The sequence below is a fragment of the Aminobacter sp. LjRoot7 genome, assembly GCF_964252895.1.
In the GTDB taxonomy this organism is placed as follows: domain Bacteria; phylum Pseudomonadota; class Alphaproteobacteria; order Rhizobiales; family Rhizobiaceae; genus Aminobacter; species Aminobacter aminovorans_B.
On sequence record NZ_CAXUPX020000001.1, the window covers coordinates 179,708 to 198,330 of the forward strand.

Sequence of the window (18,623 nt, forward strand, 5' to 3'; positions counted from 1 at the left end):
AAATCCCAGCGAATGGCGATCAGCGAGTATGGAACAGGACGAGACGGCCTCGACGGCAGTCTATTCGCTATTCGCCACTCCCTGTCCGCTCACCTCGTGACGAACACCGTCACCAGCGGTTTCTTGCCCCAGGCTTCGTTGGCGGCGCCCCGCACGGCGCGACGCACGGCTTCCTGCACTAGGTCGAGGTCTTTTCGCCGCGCGCGGGGTATCGAGTCCACGGCGCCGATTGCCGCATCGAGCATCAGCTCCTCGAGGTCCTCGCCACCAGCGTCGGTTTCAGCCACGCCGATCGCCACCAAATCCGGGTCGCCGGCGAGCTCGTACTTGTCATCGAGCACGACATTGACGGCGACATGGCCGGCAAACGACAGCTTGCGCCGGTCGCGAATGCCCATCGCCTCGTCGGAGCCGATCAGCTTGCCATCCTTGTAGACGCGGCCGAACGGCACCTGGTCGATGATCTCGGCAGCGCCCGGCCACAGTCTGAGCATGTCGCCGTCGCGGATCTGCGCCACCTCGGGAATGCCGGACAGCGACATCAACGAACCCTGGCCGACAAGATGCGCCGCCTCGCCATGCACCGGCACGCCGATGCGCGGGCGAACCCACTCATACATGCGCTTGAGTTCGGAGCGGCGCGGATGGCCGGAAACGTGGACGAGCGCATCGCCGTCCTCGATGATCTTGATGCCCTGGTCGATGAGCAGGTTCTTGATCTCGAGGATCGCCTTCTCATTGCCGGGAATGGTGCGCGAGGAAAACACAACCGTGTCGCCGGGCGACAGCGCCACCGATTTCATCTCGTCACGCGCCAGCTTGGCGAGCGCTGCGCGAGGCTCGCCCTGGCTGCCAGTGCAGATAACGACGAGGTTTTCGCGCGGGATGTAGCCGTAGTCCTCTTCGGACACGAACTCGGGCAGGCCGTCCATGTAGCCGAGCTCGCTCGACACATCGATGACGCGCTTGAGCGAGCGGCCCATGACCAGAACCTGGCGGCCGGCGTCACGCGCAGCTTCCGCGATCGAGCGGATGCGGCCGACATTGGACGAGAAGGTGGTGACCGCAACGCGGCCCTTGGCTTCCTCGATGACCTTGCGCAGTCCCTGCCCGACCTGCTGCTCCGACGGCGAGTCGCCTTCGCGCAGCGCGTTGGTCGAATCGCAGACCAGCGCCAGAACGCCCTTGTCGCCATAAGCGCGGAAGCGTGCCTCGTCGGTCATCGGGCCTATTTCGGGTGCGGGATCGATCTTCCAGTCGCCGGTGTGGATCACGGTGCCTGCCGGTGACGTGATCGCCAGCGACACGGGCTCCGGGATCGAGTGGCTGACCGCGATCGCTTCGATCTCGAACGGGCCAACGGTGAACTTTTCGCCGGCGCGATAGACTGTTACCGGGATCTTCGGCGCGCCCTGCTCCGACTGGCGCTTGGCTTCGAGCAGGCCCGCCGCGAAGGGCGTCATCCACACCGGCGCCTTGAGCTTCGGCCAGGTGTCGTGCAGCGCGCCGTAGTGGTCCTCATGCGCATGCGTGATGATGATGCCACGGAGGTTTTCCAGATTCTCCTCGATGAAGCGCGTGTCGGGCAGCACGAGGTCGACACCGGGCAGCGTCGCATCGGGGAACGTCACGCCGACATCGATGATGATCCACTCGCGCTTGTTCGCCGGGCCGAAGCCGTAGAGAGCGAAGTTCATGCCGATCTCGCCGACGCCGCCTAGCGGCACGAATACAAGCTCGGCTTTTTCCGCTTTCGCCATACCAGAATTCCTTTCAGGGCCCGTCAGGCCGCGCCAGCCGAAGCGACCGCGCCGAAATGCACGTCTCCAGCAGCGATCTTTACCGTTTCACCTTTTGCGTCACGGATCACGAAGCGGCAATCCTCGTCGATGGTCTCGAAGACGCCGCGCACCACATTTCCCTCGATCCGCACGGCGACTTCGCTGCCGAGGCCGGCCGCGCGCGCAAGCCAGCGCTTGCGGATCGCCGCCAATCCCCTTCCGCCGGCCCAGATACGTTCGTTTTCGCTCCAGGCATCGGAGAGCGCCAGGAACAGCGTCTCGGCATCGACGCCAGCCCCCAGGCTGGCAAGCGATGTCGCGGGATAAGGCACGTCGGTGGGGTGCGCCACAACATTGACGCCGATGCCGATGGCAATCGCCAGCCGGCCTTGCCCGAGCAATGTCGATTCAAGCAGGATGCCGGCAAGCTTGGCGCCCGAGGCCAGAACGTCGTTCGGCCACTTCAGCTCAAAACGCTTGACGCCCAACCCGCTGCCGCCATCGACGCCGACCGAAAAGCGTGCATTGGGCGCGACAGCATCGAGCGCATCGGCAAGCGCCAGCCCAGCGACAAAGCCGAGCGTCGCCGCATACTGCAGGTCGTGGTCGAGAACCTTTAGCAGGGTTGCGGCGAGGTTGCCTTCAGGCGTAGCCCAGGCGCGGCCACGTCGGCCACGCCCGCTTTCCTGTTTCTTCGAAACGACCCAGAGTTTTCCGGGGTCGCCGGACATGCCCCGTTCCAGCGCCAGTGCGTTGGTCGAGCCCACGGCGTCATGGGCTTCGAGGCGGAAACCGTCGGCAGTTGCTGTCGGTGCGAGCTGGAATCCCATACCGTCAGAAGAAGGTCTTGGCAGCAGCTTCCGCCATCTGCCCGATCGGGCCGCCAATCAGCACGTAGAACAGCACGAACGCACCCGACAGGCCGAGCACGAGGCGAAGCTCGCCCGCCATCGGCTGGAAGCCGCCGACCGGCTCATCGAACCACATGATCTTGATGATGCGCAGGTAGTAGAACGCGCCAACCACCGAAGCGAGCACGCCGATGATCGCCAGCGCATAGAGATTGGCGTTGATCGCGGCGAGGAAGACGTACCACTTCCCCCAGAAGCCCGCGAGCGGCGGGATGCCGGCCAGCGAGAACATCAGGATGGTCAGGATCGTCGCCATCATCGGATTGGTCGACGACAGGCCAGCGAGATCTGAGATCTGCTCGACATTGCCGTCCTTGCGGCGCATCGCCAGGATGAATGCGAAGGTGCCGAGCGTCATCACCAGGTAGATCAGCATGTAGATGACCACACCGCGCACGCCGGCTTCGCTGTTGGCGGCGAGGCCGACAAGCGCGTAGCCCATGTGGCCGATCGACGAATAGGCCATCAGGCGCTTGATGTTCTTCTGGCCGATCGCGGCGAAGGCGCCGAGCGCCATCGAGGCAATCGAGACGAAGACGATGATCTGCTGCCAGTCGGTGCCGATAGGCTCGAACGCGCCCATGGTGACGCGCACGATCAGCGCCATCGCCGCCATCTTGGGGGCCGCGGCGAAGAATGCCGTCACTGGCGTCGGAGCACCTTCATAGACGTCGGGCGTCCACATGTGGAACGGCACTGCCGAGATCTTGAAGCACAGGCCGGCAAGCACGAAGACCAGGCCGAACACCAGGCCGAGCTGGCGCTCGCCACCGGCCAGTGCAGCGGCAATTGCGTCGAACGATGTATGGCCGGTGTAGCCGTAGACGAGGCTGATGCCGTAGAGCAGCATGCCTGACGACAGCGCGCCGAGGACGAAATACTTGAGGCCCGCTTCTGTCGAACGCACATTGTCGCGGTTGATCGCGGCAATGACGTAGAGCGCCAGCGACTGCAGCTCGAGGCCGAGATACAGCGCCAGCATGTCGTTGGCCGAGATCATCAGCAGCATGCCGAGCGTCGCCAGCAGCACCAGCACCGGAAACTCGAACTTGTCGAACTTCTCGGCCTTGGCGAAGCCAACCGACATGATCAGCGTCACCGCGGCACCGAGCAGCGTCAGGAATTTCATGAAGCGCGCGAAGGAATCGGAGACGAAGGCCGTGCCGTAGCCCGCGCCGTCATGGCCGAACACCAGCATCCAGGCGCCTGCTGCTACTAGCAGGGCGACCGCGAGGCCGGTCACGGTCGAGTTGGCGCGCTCGCCGGAGAACACGCCGATCATCAGAAGCGCCAGCGCGCCCAGGGCGATGATCAGCTCCGGTGCGGAGAGCGAGAGGCTCGAAAGGAGTTCGGGCGTCATGGTTCGCAAAACCCCTGTCAGTTCGCCGCCGCGGTCTGCGCGGCGGCGATCGATACGGTTACGTTGTTGATCAGCGCCTTGACCGAAGCGGTCGTGGCGTCGAACACCGGCGCCGGATAGACGCCGTAGAAGATGACCAGGATGATCAGCGGATAGAGCACCACCTTCTCGCGGCCCGACAGGTCGAACAGACCCTTCAGGCTTTCCTTGGTCAGCGCGCCAAACACCACGCGGCGGTAGAGCCACAGCGCATAGGCCGCCGACAGGATCACGCCGGTCGCCGCGATCAGCGCCACCCAGGTGTTGACCTGGAAGATGCCGAACAGCGTCAGGAACTCGCCGACGAAGCCGGAGGTACCGGGCAGGCCGACATTGGCCATGGTGAAGATCAGGAAAGCCACCGCATATTTCGGCATGTTGTTGACCAGACCGCCATAGGCCGCGATCTCGCGGGTATGCATGCGGTCATAGACGACGCCGACGCAGAGGAACAGCGCGCCGGACACGAGGCCGTGGCTGAGCATCTGGAAGATCGCGCCCTGCACGCCGGCTTCGTTCATCGCGAAGATGCCCATGGTGACGTAGCCCATGTGGGCGACCGACGAATAGGCGATCAGCTTCTTGATGTCTTCCTGCATCAGCGCCACCAGCGAGGTGTAGACGATGGCAATTGCCGACATCGCAAACACCAGCGGGGCGAAGAATTCGGAAGCCAGCGGGAACATCGGCAGCGAGAAGCGCAGGAAGCCGTAACCGCCCATCTTTAGCAGGATGCCTGCCAGGATGACCGAACCGGCCGTCGGTGCTTCGACGTGCGCGTCCGGCAGCCAGGTGTGCACCGGCCACATCGGCATCTTCACCGCAAACGAGGCGAAGAACGCCAGCCATAGCCATGTCTGCATGTTGGCCGGGAAGTCATAAGCCAGCAGCGTCGGAATGTCAGTCGTGCCGGCCTGCCAGAACATCGCCATGATGGCGAGCAGCATCAGCACCGAGCCGAGCAGCGTGAACAGGAAGAACTTGAAGCTGGCATAGACGCGGCGCTTGCCACCCCAGACGCCGATGATGATGAACATCGGGATCAGGCCGGCTTCGAAGAAGACGTAGAACAGCACGATATCCAGCGCGCAGAACACGCCGACCATCAGCGTTTCCAGGATCAGGAACGCGATCATGTATTCCTTGACGCGCTTCTCCACCGACTCCCAGCTTGCCAGGATGCACAGCGGCATCAGGAAGGTCGTCAGGATGACGAACAGCATCGAAATGCCGTCCACGCCCATGTGGTAGGAGATGCCGGAGTCGAGCCAGGCCGACTTTTCGACGAACTGGAAGCCAGCTTCCGCGTTGTCGAAATAGATCCAGATCAGCAGCGACACCGCGAAGGTGAACACCGTCGTCAAAAGCGCGACGTTGCGAATATTGCGGCGCGCAGCGTCACCATCGTCCCTGATCAGAAGGATCAGGAGCGCGCCGACCAGCGGCAGAAAGGTGACCAGCGATAGAATGGGAACGCCAGACATCAGAAGGAGCTCCCGAGCATCATCCAGGTAACGAGGGCCGCCACGCCGATCAGCATGGCGAATGCGTAATGGTAGAGGTAACCGGTCTGCAGCTTGACGACGCGGTTGGTGACGTCAACGACGCGCGCCGAGATGCCGTCGGCACCGAAGCCGTCGATCAGCCAGCCGTCGCCCTTCTTCCAGAGGAAGCTGCCGAGCCACTTAGCCGGGCGCACGAACAGGAAGTCGTACAGCTCGTCGAAGTACCACTTGTTCAGCAGGAAGGCGTAGAGCCCACGATGGCGCTCGGCCAGGACCTTCGGCATCTCCGGCGAGCGGATGTAGAACAGGTAGGCCATGGCGAACCCGCCAATCATCGCCGCGAACGGCGCCAGCTTCACCCACATCGGCACGCTGTGGAAGTCGTGCAGGATGTGGTTGGTGTCGAGCGTGAACAGCGCGCCCTTCCAGAACTCGTTGTAGGCTTCGCCGATGAACTGGTCGTGGAAGATGACGCCGGCAAACAGCGCGCCGACAGCCAGGATGAACAGCGGCACCAGCATGACCGGCGGCGATTCATGCACATGGTGCATGACGTCGGCGGTAGCGCGCGGCTTGCCGTGGAAGGTCATGAAAATCAGGCGCCAGGAGTAGAAGCTGGTGAAGCAGGCGGCGATGACCAGCATCGTGAAGGCAAAGCCGGCAACCGCATTGTGGCCAACGAATGCGCCTTCGATAATGGCGTCCTTGGAGAAGAAGCCGGCCGTGCCGATGATCGTCGCCGGGATACCGACGCCGGTCAGCGCCAGCGTGCCGATGACCATCATCCAGTAGGTGGCTGGGATCAGCTTCCTGAGGCCGCCCATCTTGCGCATGTCCTGCTCGTCGGAGACGGCATGGATTACCGAGCCCGAGCCCAGGAACAGCAGCGCCTTGAAGAAGGCATGCGTGAACAGGTGGAAGATCGCAGCCGAGTAGAAGCCCATGCCGAGCGCCACGAACATGTAGCCGAGCTGCGAGCAGGTCGAATAGGCGATGACGCGCTTGATGTCGTTCTGCACCAGGCCGACGGTTGCCGCGAAGATGGCAGTGATCGCGCCGATGAAGGTGACGACGGTGAGCGCGGTGTGCGACAGCTCGAACACTGGCGACAGGCGCGCCAGCATGAAGACGCCGGCGGTGACCATGGTCGCCGCGTGGATCAGCGCCGACACCGGCGTGGGGCCTTCCATGGCGTCCGGCAGCCAGGTGTGCAGAGGCACCTGGGCCGACTTGCCCATAGCGCCCATGAACAGCAGCAGGCAGACGATGGTCAGAGCATTGTGCTTGTCCAGCGCGTAGCCGAGGAAGTTCAGCACGGTGCCACCGTGTTCGGCAGCGCCTTCAGCCGGCAGGTAGGACGCGGCAGTCGCGAAGATGGTGCTGAATTCCACCGAGCCGAACAGGACGTAAAGGCCGAAGATGCCCAGCAGGAAGCCGAAGTCGCCGACGCGATTGACGACGAAGGCCTTGATCGCGGCAGCGTTCGCCGACGGCTTCTTGTACCAGAAGCCGATCAGCAGGTAGGACGCGAGGCCCACCCCTTCCCAGCCGAAGAACATCTGGACGAGGTTGTCCGACGTCACCAGCATCAGCATGGCGAAGGTGAACAGCGACAGGTAGGCGAAGAAGCGCGGCCGATGCGGATCGTGGTGCATGTAGCCGATCGAGTAGATGTGGACCAGCGCCGAGACGGTGTTGACCACCACCAGCATAACGGCAGTCAGCGTGTCGATGCGCAGGGCCCAGTCGGCCTGCAGGCCGCCGACGTCGAGGAAACGCAGCACCGGCACGGTAAAGGCTTCGACATCGCCGAGGGCCACGGTCACGAAGGCGATCCATGACAGGACCGCCGACACCACCAGGAAGCCCGAGGTGACGTATTCGGATGCCTTCGCTCCGATCGAACGGCCGAACAGGCCGGCGATCAGGAAGCCGAGAAGCGGAAGAAAGACGATGAAGTGGTACATCATTGGCCGATCAGCCCTTCATCATGTTCACGTCTTCGACCGCGATGGAGCCGCGGTTGCGGAAGAAGACGACGAGGATTGCAAGTCCGATCGCCGCTTCGGCGGCGGCGACCGTGAGTACGAAGAGCGCGAACACCTGGCCGACGAGGTCGCCGAGCTGGGCCGAGAACGCCACGAAGTTGATATTGACCGCGAGCAGGATCAGCTCGACCGACATCAGGATGACGATGACGTTCTTGCGGTTCAGGAAGATGCCGAACACGCCGAGCGTGAACAGGACCGCCGAAAGCGTCAGATAATGAGCGATGCCGACAACCATGGTCAGATTCCCTTGCCTGTCTCGACCTTCTTGACCTCGATCGCGGTCGCCGGGGTACGGGCGACCTGGGCCGAGATGTCCTGGCGCTTGACGTTCGGCTTGTGGCGCAGCGTCAGCACGATGGCGCCGATCATGGCGACCAGCAGCACGAGGCCGGCGATCTGGAAGAAGTAGATGTAGTCGGTGTAGAGGATGTCGCCGAGCGCTGCCGTGTTGTGGCGCGTCGCGATATCAGGCGTCGGCTGCGCGACCGCTGTCGCGAGCTTCGGCGCGAAGGCGTAGCCGCCGGTCACCACGATCAGTTCGGCAGCGAGGATCAGGCCGACAAGCGCGCCGATCGGCGCATATTGCAGCGCGCCCGACTTGAGTTCGGCGAAGTCGACGTCGAGCATCATGACGACGAACAGGAACAGCACCGCCACCGCGCCGACATAAACGACGAGCAGGATCATCGCCAGGAACTCGGCGCCGGTCAAAAGGAACAGGCCCGCCGCGTTGAAGAACGTCAGGATCAGGTAGAGCACCGAGTGAACCGGGTTGCGCGCCGAAATGACCATGAAGGCCGACGCCACCGCGATGAAGGCGAAGAGGTAGAAAAATACCGCTTCAAGTCCGTTGAGCATGGGTTCCCCCGGGTTTCCTTTCGGGCAGCGCGCCTGTGCGCCCTGCCCTGTTCACGTCCTCGCTCCGCCTCCGAAGCAGGCCGCGCGTTCCTTAGACGAGCCTTCTCAGCCCGTCCATTGTTCAGGCATCAGCGATACGGCGAATCCATAGCGATGTTGCGCGCAATCTCGCGCTCCCACCGGTCGCCGTTCGCAAGCAGCTTGTCCTTGTCGTAGTACAGCTCCTCGCGCGTTTCCGTCGCAAATTCGAAGTTCGGCCCCTCGACGATGGCGTCGACCGGGCAGGCTTCCTGGCAGAAGCCGCAATAGATGCACTTCACCATGTCGATGTCGTAACGCACCGTGCGGCGGGTGCCGTCGTTGCGGCGCGGGCCGGCCTCGATGGTGATGGCCTGTGCCGGGCAGATCGCCTCGCACAGCTTGCAGGCGATGCAGCGCTCTTCGCCGTTGGGATAGCGGCGCAGAGCATGCTCGCCACGGAAGCGCGGGCTGACCGGACCCTTTTCATGCGGATAGTTCAGCGTCGCCTTGGGCGCGAAGAACTGGCGCATCGACAGGAAGAAGGCGCCAACGAAGTCCTGCAGCAGCAGCGATTTGGCGGCTTGTGCGAGAGCGGACATCATGCGGCTCCGTTAAGCTTGAGGACGGCGGCGGTGATGACGACCATCGCCAGCGAGATCGGCAGGAACACCTTCCAGCCCAGGCGCATCAGCTGATCATAGCGGTAACGCGGCACGAAGGACTTCACCATGGCGAACATGAAGAACACCATGCAGACCTTGAGCACGAACCAGATCACGCCGGGAACCCAGGTGAAGGGTGCGAAGTCGAACGGCGGCAGCCATCCGCCGAGGAACAGGATCGTCGTCAGCGCGCACATCAGGACGATGGCGACGTACTCGCCGAGGAAGAACAGCAGGAACGGCGTCGAGGAGTATTCGATCATGTGACCGGCGACGAGCTCCGACTCGGCTTCGACCAGATCGAAGGGCGGACGGTTGGTCTCGGCCAGCGCCGAGATGAAGAAGATCACGAACATCGGGAACAGGACGAGCCAGTTCCAGTCGAGGAAGGTGTTCGGCAGGCCAAGGCGCGTGCCGATGCCGTCGCCCTGCGAAAGCACGATGTCGGTCAGGTTCAGCGAGCCGACGGTGAGCAGCACGCAGACGATGACGAAGCCGATCGAGACTTCATAAGACACCATCTGGGCCGCCGAACGCAGCGCGCCGAGGAACGGGTACTTCGAGTTCGAGGCCCAGCCGCCCATGATCACGCCATAGACCTCGAGCGAGGAGATGGCGAAGACATAGAGGATGCCGACATTGACGTTGGCGATCGCCCAGCCTTCGCTGACCGGGATCACCGCCCATGCCGAGATCGCCAGCACCGCCGAGACGACGGGGGCGAGCAGGAACACGCCCTTGTTGGAACCCGACGGGATGATCGGCTCCTTGAACACGAACTTCAAAAGATCGGCGAAGGCCTGCAGCAGGCCCCAGGGGCCGACGACGTTCGGGCCGCGGCGCAGCTGCACTGCCGCCCAGATCTTGCGGTCGGCATAGAGGATGTAGGCGACGAAGATCAGCAGGACGACGATCAGGACGACCGACTTCAAGAGGATGATCAGCGCCGGCAGGACGTAAAAGGAGAAAAAGGTATCCATGACAGCCTTTACTCCGCCGCCTGCTTGAAGCCGTTCTTGGCCAATGCCGAACACTCGGCCATCACCGCCGACGCGCGAGCGATCGGGTTGGTGAGGTAGAAGTCCTTCACTGCAGAGGTGAAGGCGCCCTTGTTCAGCCGGCCGCCAAGCTTGGCGACCTTGGCAATGTCATCGTTGTCGCCAGCGTCGATCTCGTCGATGCGGCGCAGATGCGGGAGTTCCGCATACAGCTTGGCGCGCAGCTGCTGCAGCGAATCGAAGGGCAGCTTGTGGCCGAGCACGTCGGAGAGCGCCCTGAGGATCGCCCAGTCTTCCTTGGCCTCGCCCGGCGCGAAGCCGGCGCGGCTGGTCTGCTGCACGCGGCCCTCGGTGTTGACGTAGGTGCCGGACTTTTCGGTGTAGGCGGCAGCCGGCAGGATGACGTCGGCGCGGTGCGCGCCGGTATCACCATGCGTGCCGATGTAGACGACGAACGCGTTCGCGGCCTTGGCGAGGTCGAGTTCGTCAGCACCGAGCAGGAACAGCACGTCGCTGTCGCCGAGCATGCCGGCAACGTTCTTGCCGCCCTCGCCCGGCACAAAGCCGACGTCGAGGCCGCCAACTCGGGCAGCTGCGGTGTGCAGCACGGCAAAGCCGTTCCAGTCCGGACGGCTCGCCTTGACTGCGGTCGCGACCTTCGCGGCCTGGCCGAGCACGGCACCACCGTCGGAGCGCGCGATGGCGCCCTGCCCGACGATGATCAGCGGGTGCGAGGCCTTCTTCAGAACCGAGAAGAACTTGCCATTGCCTTCGGCCAGATCCTTGAGCGTATCCGGGCCCGAGCCGAGCTGCTCGTAGTCGTAGCGCGTGTCGCCAATCTCGCCGATGACGGCGACCGGCACATTGGCTGCGCGCCAATGCTTGCGGATGCGGGCGTTGAGCACCGAAGCCTCGAAGCGCGGGTTGGCGCCGATGATCAGGATGGCGTCAGCCTGCTCGATGCCTTCGATGGTCGGGTTGAAGATGTAGCTGGCGCGGCCGAGCGACGGATCGAGTGCAGCACCATCCTGACGGCAATCGATGTTCTTCGAGCCGAGCGAGGAGATCAGCTGCTTGAGCGCGTACATTTCCTCGACGGTCGCCAGATCGCCGGCGATTGCGCCGATGCGTTCGGCCGAAGTCTTGGCAACAGCGTCCTTGATCGCCGAGAATGCTTCGGGCCAGGTCGCCGGAGCGAGCTTGCCATTCTTGCGGACGTAAGGCCGGTCGAGGCGCTGCGTGCGCAGGCCGTCCCAGATGAAGCGGGTCTTGTCGGAGATCCACTCCTCGTTCACCTGCTCGTTGATGCGCGGCATGATGCGCATCACTTCGCGGCCGCGCGTGTCGACGCGGATGGCCGAACCGACGGCATCCATCACGTCGATGGATTCGGTCTTGGTCAGCTCCCACGGACGCGCCTGGAAGGCGTAGGGCTTCGAGGTCAGCGCGCCGACCGGGCACAGGTCGATGACGTTGCCCTGCAGCTCGGAGGTCATTGCCTGCTCGAGATAGGTGGTGATCTCGGCGTCCTCGCCACGACCGATCAGGCCAAGCTCGGAAATGCCGGCCACTTCGGTGGTGAAGCGGACGCAGCGCGTGCAGTGGATGCAGCGCGTCATGATCGTCTTGACCAGCGGGCCGATGTACTTGTCTTCGACCGCGCGCTTGCTTTCATTGTAGCGCGAACCGTCGAGGCCGAAGGCCATCGCCTGGTCCTGCAGGTCGCATTCGCCGCCCTGGTCGCAGATCGGGCAGTCCAGCGGATGGTTGATCAGCAGGAATTCCATCACGCCTTCGCGGGCCTTCTTGACCATCGGCGTGTTGGTGAAGATTTCGGGCGTCTCGCCGTTCGGGCCGGGACGCAGGTCGCGCACGCCCATGGCGCAGGATGCCGCCGGCTTGGGCGGTCCGCCCTTCACCTCGACAAGGCACATGCGGCAGTTGCCGGCGATCGACAGCCGCTCATGGAAGCAGAAGCGCGGCACTTCCGCGCCAGCCTCTTCCGCCGCCTGCAGCAGCGTATAGTGGTCGGGTACCGAAATCTCTTTCCCGTCGACCTTAAGCTTTGCCATAGCGCCTCAAATCCCGCGGATGATCCGCATTCCGTCCTGCAAGGGGCGCGGCCTGCGCTGCGCCCCGAAATCCACAATTCAAGCGGCCTACTTGCCGCCGGCAAGCGTCGCCGCCTGCCCTATCCAGTCATCACGACCAATCCGGCCCTTGAAGCCGAGATAGTCGTCGGCCCAGGCCACCTCTTCCGCCGTCCAGCCGGCGATCTGGCCATAGGTCCAGATGCCGATACCGTTCAGCACCTGCTCCAGCTTCGGGCCGATGCCCGAAATGGCCTTGAGATCGTCAGGCGTTTCGGGCCTTTCGATCGATGCAGGCTGCCTGAAATCCTCAGGCTGAAGCCCCATTGGAGCTTCTTCAACGACAGCGGCCTCGGCGACCACCGGATCGACCGCGGCAGCAACCACAGGCTTCGCCTCGGCCTGCTCCAGCTTGCGCGCCAGGGTCTTGACCTCGGCGATCAGCGAAGCTGTCTCCGCCTCCCCACGCGTCGAGCGAACCGGCTCGAAACTCGCCGCATCGCCTGCGTAGTCGGCAAACGGCGACAGCAGCCGTTGCGCGGCTTCCGATGCCCCTGACACCGCGCCCATCCAGACGCCTACGGCGTGACTGGCGAGACCGACGCCGAGAGCCGAAGCAGCGGCGAAACCTGCGGCAGGATGCACCATGAAGTTCGCCGTACCGGCAAACTCCTTGGGCAACATCGCCACGAAGTCCCTGTTCATCTGCTCCAAGCGTTCCATTTCAGGCACTGCACTTTTGGGAAAGGGAAATGTCGACATTGATAGCTCCTTGTCGCCTTCGCCGTTCGCCTCTGCCTCGTCGTTTCCTATTTCGGACCTTTGGCCCGCACTTTCTGACTTAACCTTTACTCCGCCGCCACCAGCACCGGCTCGCTGCGGTGCGCGTTGCGCGAGAACTCGTCGATGCGCCGCTCGATCTCCGGGCGGAAGTTGCGGATCAGGCCCTGGATCGGCCATGCTGCGGCGTCGCCCAGCGCGCAGATCGTATGACCTTCAATCTGCTTGGTGACGTCGAGCAGCATGTCGATCTCGCGCTTGTGCGCTTCACCGCGCACCAGGCGCTCCATGACGCGCCACATCCAGCCGGTGCCTTCGCGGCATGGCGTGCACTGGCCGCAGCTCTCGTGCTTGAAGAAGTAGCTGAGACGCGCGATCGCCTTCACGACATCGGTCGACTTGTCCATGACGATCACGGCAGCCGTGCCGAAGGACGACTTGCGCTCGCGCAAACCGTCGAAATCCATCGGGCAGTCGATGATATCCTCGGCCTTGACCAATGGACAGGACGCGCCGCCGGGAATGACGGCGAGCAGGTTGTCCCAGCCGCCGCGGATGCCGCCGCCGTGCTTTTCGACCAGCTCGCGGAAGCTGATGCCCATGGCCTCTTCGACCGTGCAGGGTGTGTTGACGTGGCCGACAAGCATGAACAGCTTGGTGCCGACATTGTTCGGGCGGCCGATGCCGGAGAACCAGGCAGCGCCACGGCGCAGGATGGTCGGGGCAACGGCGATCGACTCGACGTTGTTGACGGTCGTCGGGCAGCCATAGAGGCCTACATTGGCCGGGAACGGCGGCTTCAGGCGCGGCTGGCCCTTCTTGCCCTCGAGGCTTTCCAGCAGCGCGGTTTCTTCGCCGCAGATATAGGCGCCGGCGCCGTGATGGACGTAGATGTCGAAGTCGTAGCCGTTCTTGTTGTTCTTGCCGATCAGCTTGGCGTCATAGGCCTCGTCGATGGCGCGCTGCAGCGCTTCGCGCTCGCGGATGAATTCGCCGCGCACATAGATGTAGGCGGCAACGGCACCCATGGCAAAACCGGCGAGCAGGCAGCCTTCGACCAGCGTGTGCGGGTCATGGCGCAGGATGTCGCGGTCCTTGCAGGTGCCCGGCTCGGATTCGTCGGCATTGACGACGAGATATGACGGACGGCCATCCGGGTTGCTTTTGGGCATGAACGACCACTTGAGACCCGTCGGGAAGCCGGCGCCGCCGCGGCCGCGCAGGCCCGACGCCTTCATCTCGTTGATGATCCACTCACGGCCCTTCTCGATGATGCCAGCGGTGCCATCCCAGGCGCCACGCGACATCGCCCCGGCCAGCGACTGGTCGAAGCGGCCGTAGATGTTGGTGAAGATGCGATCCTTGTCTTCAAGCATGTTCTTGCTCCTCAGACCGGCTTCTTGCCGAAGACGCGGACGTATTCGGCCACACCGCCCTTGGCGAGCGCCTTGGCCTGCTTGACCCAGTCGTCACGCTCGATGCGGCCCTTGAAATTCAGGTAACCGTCGACCCACTCGCGCTCGGCCTTCTTCCAGGACGCGACCTGGCCGAAGGTGAAGATGCCGAGTTCGTGCAACGTGCCCTCGATCTTCGGACCAACGCCCGAGATCAGCTTGAGGTCGTCGACGGCAGCCGGCTTGGCGATGCCGGCCGGACGGTTCTTGTCTTCGAGCGACGGCTTCGCGACAGCCGCTGCCTTGGGAGCCGCAACGCTTGCGGCCTTCTCGGCTGCGGGTGCTGCCTTGACCTTCGACGGCGACTTGACAGCCGGGCTGGTCTCGATCGCGTCGGTCTTGGGCTTGGCCGCGTTCGACGGCGGAACTACGGCCTCGACAGCAGCTGCCTTGTTAGCCTTGGAAGCAGCCTTGGCTTGCTTGTCGCGGGTCGTCTTGAGCACGGCCTTCTCGTCGGCCAGCGAGGTGAACCCGGTCAGCGGCGCGGAGAACACGCGGCCGGTCTGCGGGCCGGTCTTGACCTGCGCGCCCTTGCCGGCCTCGAACTGGTCGATGATCTCGGCGAGACGCTCCGGCGTCAGGTCCTCGTAGGTATCCTTGAAGATCATGACCATCGGTGCGTTGACGCAGGCGCCAAGGCACTCGACCTCTTCCCACGACAGCGTCCCCGCCTCGTTGGTGTGGAACTGGTCGTGATGGATCTTCGAGCGGCAGACATCCATCAGCTCTTCCGAGCCGCGCAGCATGCAGGGCGTGGTGCCGCACACCTGGATGTGGGCGCGCGTGCCGACCGGCTTGAGCTGGAATTGCGTGTAGAAGGTCGCGACTTCAAGCGCGCGGATGTAAGGCATATCAAGCATGTCGGCGACATGCTCGATGGCAGCCTTGGTCACCCAGCCGTCCTGTTCCTGCGCCAGCATCAGCAGCGGGATGACGGCCGACTGTTCGCGGCCCTTGGGGTACTTCTTGATCCAGGTCTTGGCCTGCGCGGTCATCGCCTTGTTGAAGGCGAAAGACGCTGGCTGGACGCTGGCTTCTGCGAGACGGCGGACTGACATTTAGCGGTCGACCTCACCAAACACGATGTCGAGGGAGCCGAGAACGGCCGAGATATCCGCCAGCATGTGGCCGCGGCACAGGAAATCCATCGCCTGGAGATGGGCGAAACCCGGCGCGCGCAGCTTGCAGCGGTAAGGCTTGTTGGTGCCGTCGGAGACGAGGAAGACGCCGAATTCGCCCTTGGGCGCTTCGACGGCTGCATAAACCTCGCCAGCCGGCACGCGGTAGCCTTCGGTGTAGAGCTTGAAGTGATGGATCAGCGATTCCATCGAACGCTTCATCGCCTGGCGCTTCGGCGGAACCACCTTGCCGTCCATGTTGGACACGGGGCCGGTCGATTCCTTGCCGAGCAGCAGATCGACGCACTGGCGCATGATCTTCGCCGACTGGCGCATCTCTTCCATGCGGATCAGGTAACGGTCGTAGCAGTCGCCGTTCTTGCCGATCGGAATGTCGAAGTCCATCTCCGAATAGCACTCGTAGGGCTGGCTCTTGCGCAGGTCCCAGGCAGCGCCCGAACCACGCACCATGACGCCCGAGAAACCCCATGCCCACGCGTCGTCGAGCGACACCACGCCGATGTCGACGTTGCGCTGCTTGAAGATGCGGTTCGGCGTCAAAAGGTCGTCGAGGTTCTGCACGGTCTGCAGAAACGGATCGATCCACTTGCCGATGTCTTCGACCAGCTTCTGCGGCAGGTCCTGGTGGACGCCGCCCGGCCGGAAATAGGCTGCATGCATGCGCGCGCCGCAGGCGCGTTCATAAAACACCATCAGCTTTTCGCGCTCTTCGAAGCCCCACAGCGGCGGGGTCAGCGCGCCGACGTCCATCGCCTGCGTCGTGACGTTGAGCAGGTGCGACAGGATGCGGCCGATCTCGGAGTAGAGCACGCGGATGATCTGGCCGCGCTTCGGCACCTCGAGGCCGAGCAGACGCTCGACCGCGAGGGCAAAGGCGTGCTCCTGGTTCATCGGCGCGACATAGTCGAGGCGATCGAAATAGGGCACGGCCTGAAGATAGGTCTTCTGCTCGATCAGCTTTTCGGTGCCGCGGTGCAGCAGGCCGATATGCGGATCGACGCGGTCGACGACTTCGCCGTCGAGCTCGAGCACCAGGCGCAAAACGCCGTGCGCCGCCGGGTGCTGCGGGCCGAAGTTGATGTTGAAGTTGCGGACGGAGGTTTCAGCCATTTCGGCGCCTCAATTCGTCTTGGCTTTTTCGTCGCCCGGCAGCACGTATTCGGTGCCTTCCCAGGGAGACAAAAAGTCGAAATTGCGGAATTCCTGCTTGAGCTCGACCGGCTCGTAGACGACGCGCTTCTGCTCGTCGTCGTAGCGAACCTCGACGAAGCCGGTGAGCGGGAAGTCCTTGCGCAGCGGGTGGCCTTCGAAACCGTAGTCGGTCAAAAGCCGGCGCAGGTCGGGATGGCCCGAGAACAGGATGCCGTACATGTCGTAGGCTTCGCGTTCGAACCAGTCGGCACCCGGATAGACCGAGGTGATAGACGGGACCGGCGTGTCCTCGTCGGTGCTGACCTTGACGCGGATGCGCAGGTTCTGGCGCGGCGACATCAGGTGGTAGACGACGTCGAAACGCTTGCGGCGCTGCGGGTAGTCGACGCCGGCGGCGTCGATGAACGAGATGAACTGGCACTGCACGTCGCTGCGCAGGAAGGTCATCACGTCGACGATGTCGGCGGCCTTCACCGTCAGCGTCAGTTCGCCATAGGCGACGACGCTTTCTCCGATGTCCGCATCGAGCTTTTCCGCAATGTACGCGGCAAGGTCGTTCAGGGCTTCACTCATCTGGGATCACCGCTCGATCGTGCCGGTGCGGCGGATCTTCTTCTGGAGAAGAAGGATGCCGTAGAGAAGTGCTTCGGCGGTCGGAGGACAGCCGGGCACGTAGATATCGACGGGCACGACGCGATCGCAGCCGCGTACCACCGAATAGGAATAGTGATAGTAGCCGCCGCCATTGGCGCACGAGCCCATCGAGATGACGTAGCGCGGCTCCGGCATCTGGTCGTAGACCTTGCGGAGCGCGGGCGCCATCTTGTTGGTCAGCGTGCCGGCGACGATCATCACGTCCGACTGGCGCGGTGAGGCGCGCGGCGCGATGCCGAAGCGTTCGGCGTCATAGCGTGGCATCGAGATGTGCATCATCTCGACGGCACAACAGGCCAGGCCGAAGGTCATCCACATCAACGAGCCGGTACGCGCCCACGTAATCAGCGCCTCGGACGAGGTGACGAGGAAACCCTTGTCGGACAACTCGTTGTTCAGCTCGCCGAAGAAGGCGTCGTCAGAACCGATGAGCTTGCCGGTGTTCGGATCGATGATGCCTTTCGGCTTCGGCGCGATCAGGGTGCCGGAGGCGTCGTTCAATCCCATTCCAGCGCTCCCTTTTTCCACTCATAGACAAAGCCGATGGTCAGCACGGCCAGGAAGATCATCATCGACCAGAAGCCGAGCATGCCAATCTCGCCGAAGGACACCGCCCACGGAAACAGGAACGCCACTTCAAGATCGAAGATGATGAACAGGATGGAGACCAGATAGAAGCGGATGTCGAACTTCATGCGGGCGTCGTCAAACGAGTTGAAGCCGCACTCATAGGCTGAAAGCTTTTCCGGATCCGGACTGCGGTAGGCGACAAGGAAAGGCGCCACGATAAGCGCAATGCCGACAATAAGCGCCACACCGATAAAAATGACGATGGGCAGATACGAACTCAGGAGAGCGTTCATGCTGCGAATTCCGTTGGTGGCCTATCCACCCAGATTTACAGCACGGGGTCCGTTTCCGGAAGCGCGACAGATTCTCGCCGAGCCGGACGAAACGGTCGTGCTGCAATGCGGCGACGGTTAGCGCAGCCGGTCGGTCGAAGCAAGTCCAACCTTGGCCAAAACGTGGCAAAGCCCACTGCTGGACCAAAATCCTGCGCGTGTGGCTCGCCTTTGATTTCCTTCGTCTTTTACTCAAGTTTACGCTCCTGACAAGACCGGAGCCGCAGTTCTGCTAGCATTTGCAGCAAAGACCGATTCTCGTGCCC

Annotated in this window: 17 protein-coding genes; all 17 read right to left on the reverse strand. The window is 63.2% G+C overall.

The window, feature by feature from the left end:
• Positions 1–89 precede the first annotated feature (89 nt).
• Positions 90–1,760 (reverse strand): ribonuclease J, encoded by a 1,671-nt coding sequence (locus ACSQ3E_RS00900; protein ID WP_310317517.1) that lies wholly within the window; start codon positions 1,758–1,760, stop codon positions 90–92.
• A 23-nt stretch (positions 1,761–1,783) separates the two neighbouring features.
• Positions 1,784–2,611 carry a biotin--[acetyl-CoA-carboxylase] ligase gene (locus ACSQ3E_RS00905; protein WP_436121244.1) on the reverse strand — a complete coding sequence of 276 codons (828 nt, stop codon included), beginning with the start codon at positions 2,609–2,611 and terminating at the stop codon, positions 1,784–1,786.
• Between the two features lie 4 nt (positions 2,612–2,615).
• On the reverse strand, positions 2,616–4,052 hold the full coding sequence (gene nuoN, locus ACSQ3E_RS00910) for an NADH-quinone oxidoreductase subunit NuoN (protein WP_310317512.1): 1,437 nt from the start codon (positions 4,050–4,052) through the stop codon (positions 2,616–2,618).
• A gap of 17 nt (positions 4,053–4,069) precedes the next feature.
• On the reverse strand, positions 4,070–5,575 hold the full coding sequence (locus tag ACSQ3E_RS00915; protein WP_436121245.1) for an NADH-quinone oxidoreductase subunit M: 1,506 nt from the start codon (positions 5,573–5,575) through the stop codon (positions 4,070–4,072).
• The gene (gene nuoL, locus ACSQ3E_RS00920; RefSeq protein ID WP_310319065.1) at positions 5,575–7,563 is read right to left on the reverse strand and encodes an NADH-quinone oxidoreductase subunit L; all 1,989 of its coding nucleotides are present in this window, start codon (positions 7,561–7,563) and stop codon (positions 5,575–5,577) included. The genes ACSQ3E_RS00915 and nuoL overlap by 1 nt, the downstream gene beginning before the upstream one ends.
• Before the next feature lie 10 nt (positions 7,564–7,573).
• Positions 7,574–7,882: an NADH-quinone oxidoreductase subunit NuoK gene (nuoK, locus tag ACSQ3E_RS00925; RefSeq protein ID WP_067960754.1), complete on the reverse strand. Its 309-nt coding sequence runs from the start codon at positions 7,880–7,882 to the stop codon at positions 7,574–7,576.
• A 2-nt stretch (positions 7,883–7,884) separates the two neighbouring features.
• Positions 7,885–8,505: an NADH-quinone oxidoreductase subunit J gene (locus ACSQ3E_RS00930; RefSeq protein WP_067960751.1), complete on the reverse strand. Its 621-nt coding sequence runs from the start codon at positions 8,503–8,505 to the stop codon at positions 7,885–7,887.
• A gap of 128 nt (positions 8,506–8,633) precedes the next feature.
• The gene (gene nuoI, locus ACSQ3E_RS00935) at positions 8,634–9,125 is read right to left on the reverse strand and encodes an NADH-quinone oxidoreductase subunit NuoI (RefSeq protein ID WP_055970601.1); all 492 of its coding nucleotides are present in this window, start codon (positions 9,123–9,125) and stop codon (positions 8,634–8,636) included.
• Positions 9,125–10,168 (reverse strand): NADH-quinone oxidoreductase subunit NuoH, encoded by a 1,044-nt coding sequence (gene nuoH / locus ACSQ3E_RS00940; protein WP_436121246.1) that lies wholly within the window; start codon positions 10,166–10,168, stop codon positions 9,125–9,127. Before nuoH ends, nuoI begins: the two co-directional genes overlap by 1 nt.
• Before the next feature lie 8 nt (positions 10,169–10,176).
• Positions 10,177–12,258 (reverse strand): NADH-quinone oxidoreductase subunit NuoG, encoded by a 2,082-nt coding sequence (gene nuoG, locus ACSQ3E_RS00945; RefSeq protein WP_436121247.1) that lies wholly within the window; start codon positions 12,256–12,258, stop codon positions 10,177–10,179.
• 87 nt (positions 12,259–12,345) lie between these two features.
• A complete protein-coding gene (locus tag ACSQ3E_RS00950; protein ID WP_436121248.1) occupies positions 12,346–13,038 on the reverse strand; it encodes an NADH-ubiquinone dehydrogenase in 693 nt (230 codons plus the stop codon).
• 86 nt (positions 13,039–13,124) lie between these two features.
• The gene (nuoF, locus tag ACSQ3E_RS00955; RefSeq protein ID WP_432288083.1) at positions 13,125–14,432 is read right to left on the reverse strand and encodes an NADH-quinone oxidoreductase subunit NuoF; all 1,308 of its coding nucleotides are present in this window, start codon (positions 14,430–14,432) and stop codon (positions 13,125–13,127) included.
• Positions 14,433–14,443: 11 nt separating this feature from the next.
• A complete protein-coding gene (locus tag ACSQ3E_RS00960; protein ID WP_436121249.1) occupies positions 14,444–15,568 on the reverse strand; it encodes an NADH-quinone oxidoreductase subunit E in 1,125 nt (374 codons plus the stop codon).
• The gene (locus ACSQ3E_RS00965) at positions 15,569–16,759 is read right to left on the reverse strand and encodes an NADH-quinone oxidoreductase subunit D (RefSeq protein WP_115731527.1); all 1,191 of its coding nucleotides are present in this window, start codon (positions 16,757–16,759) and stop codon (positions 15,569–15,571) included.
• A gap of 9 nt (positions 16,760–16,768) precedes the next feature.
• Positions 16,769–17,374 (reverse strand): NADH-quinone oxidoreductase subunit C, encoded by a 606-nt coding sequence (locus ACSQ3E_RS00970; RefSeq protein WP_436121250.1) that lies wholly within the window; start codon positions 17,372–17,374, stop codon positions 16,769–16,771.
• 6 nt (positions 17,375–17,380) lie between these two features.
• Positions 17,381–17,962 carry a NuoB/complex I 20 kDa subunit family protein gene (locus tag ACSQ3E_RS00975; RefSeq protein ID WP_310317485.1) on the reverse strand — a complete coding sequence of 194 codons (582 nt, stop codon included), beginning with the start codon at positions 17,960–17,962 and terminating at the stop codon, positions 17,381–17,383.
• Positions 17,953–18,318, reverse strand: coding sequence for an NADH-quinone oxidoreductase subunit A (locus tag ACSQ3E_RS00980; protein WP_067960700.1), 366 nt, complete (start codon positions 18,316–18,318; stop codon positions 17,953–17,955). The genes ACSQ3E_RS00975 and ACSQ3E_RS00980 overlap by 10 nt, the downstream gene beginning before the upstream one ends.
• Positions 18,319–18,623 lie beyond the last annotated feature (305 nt).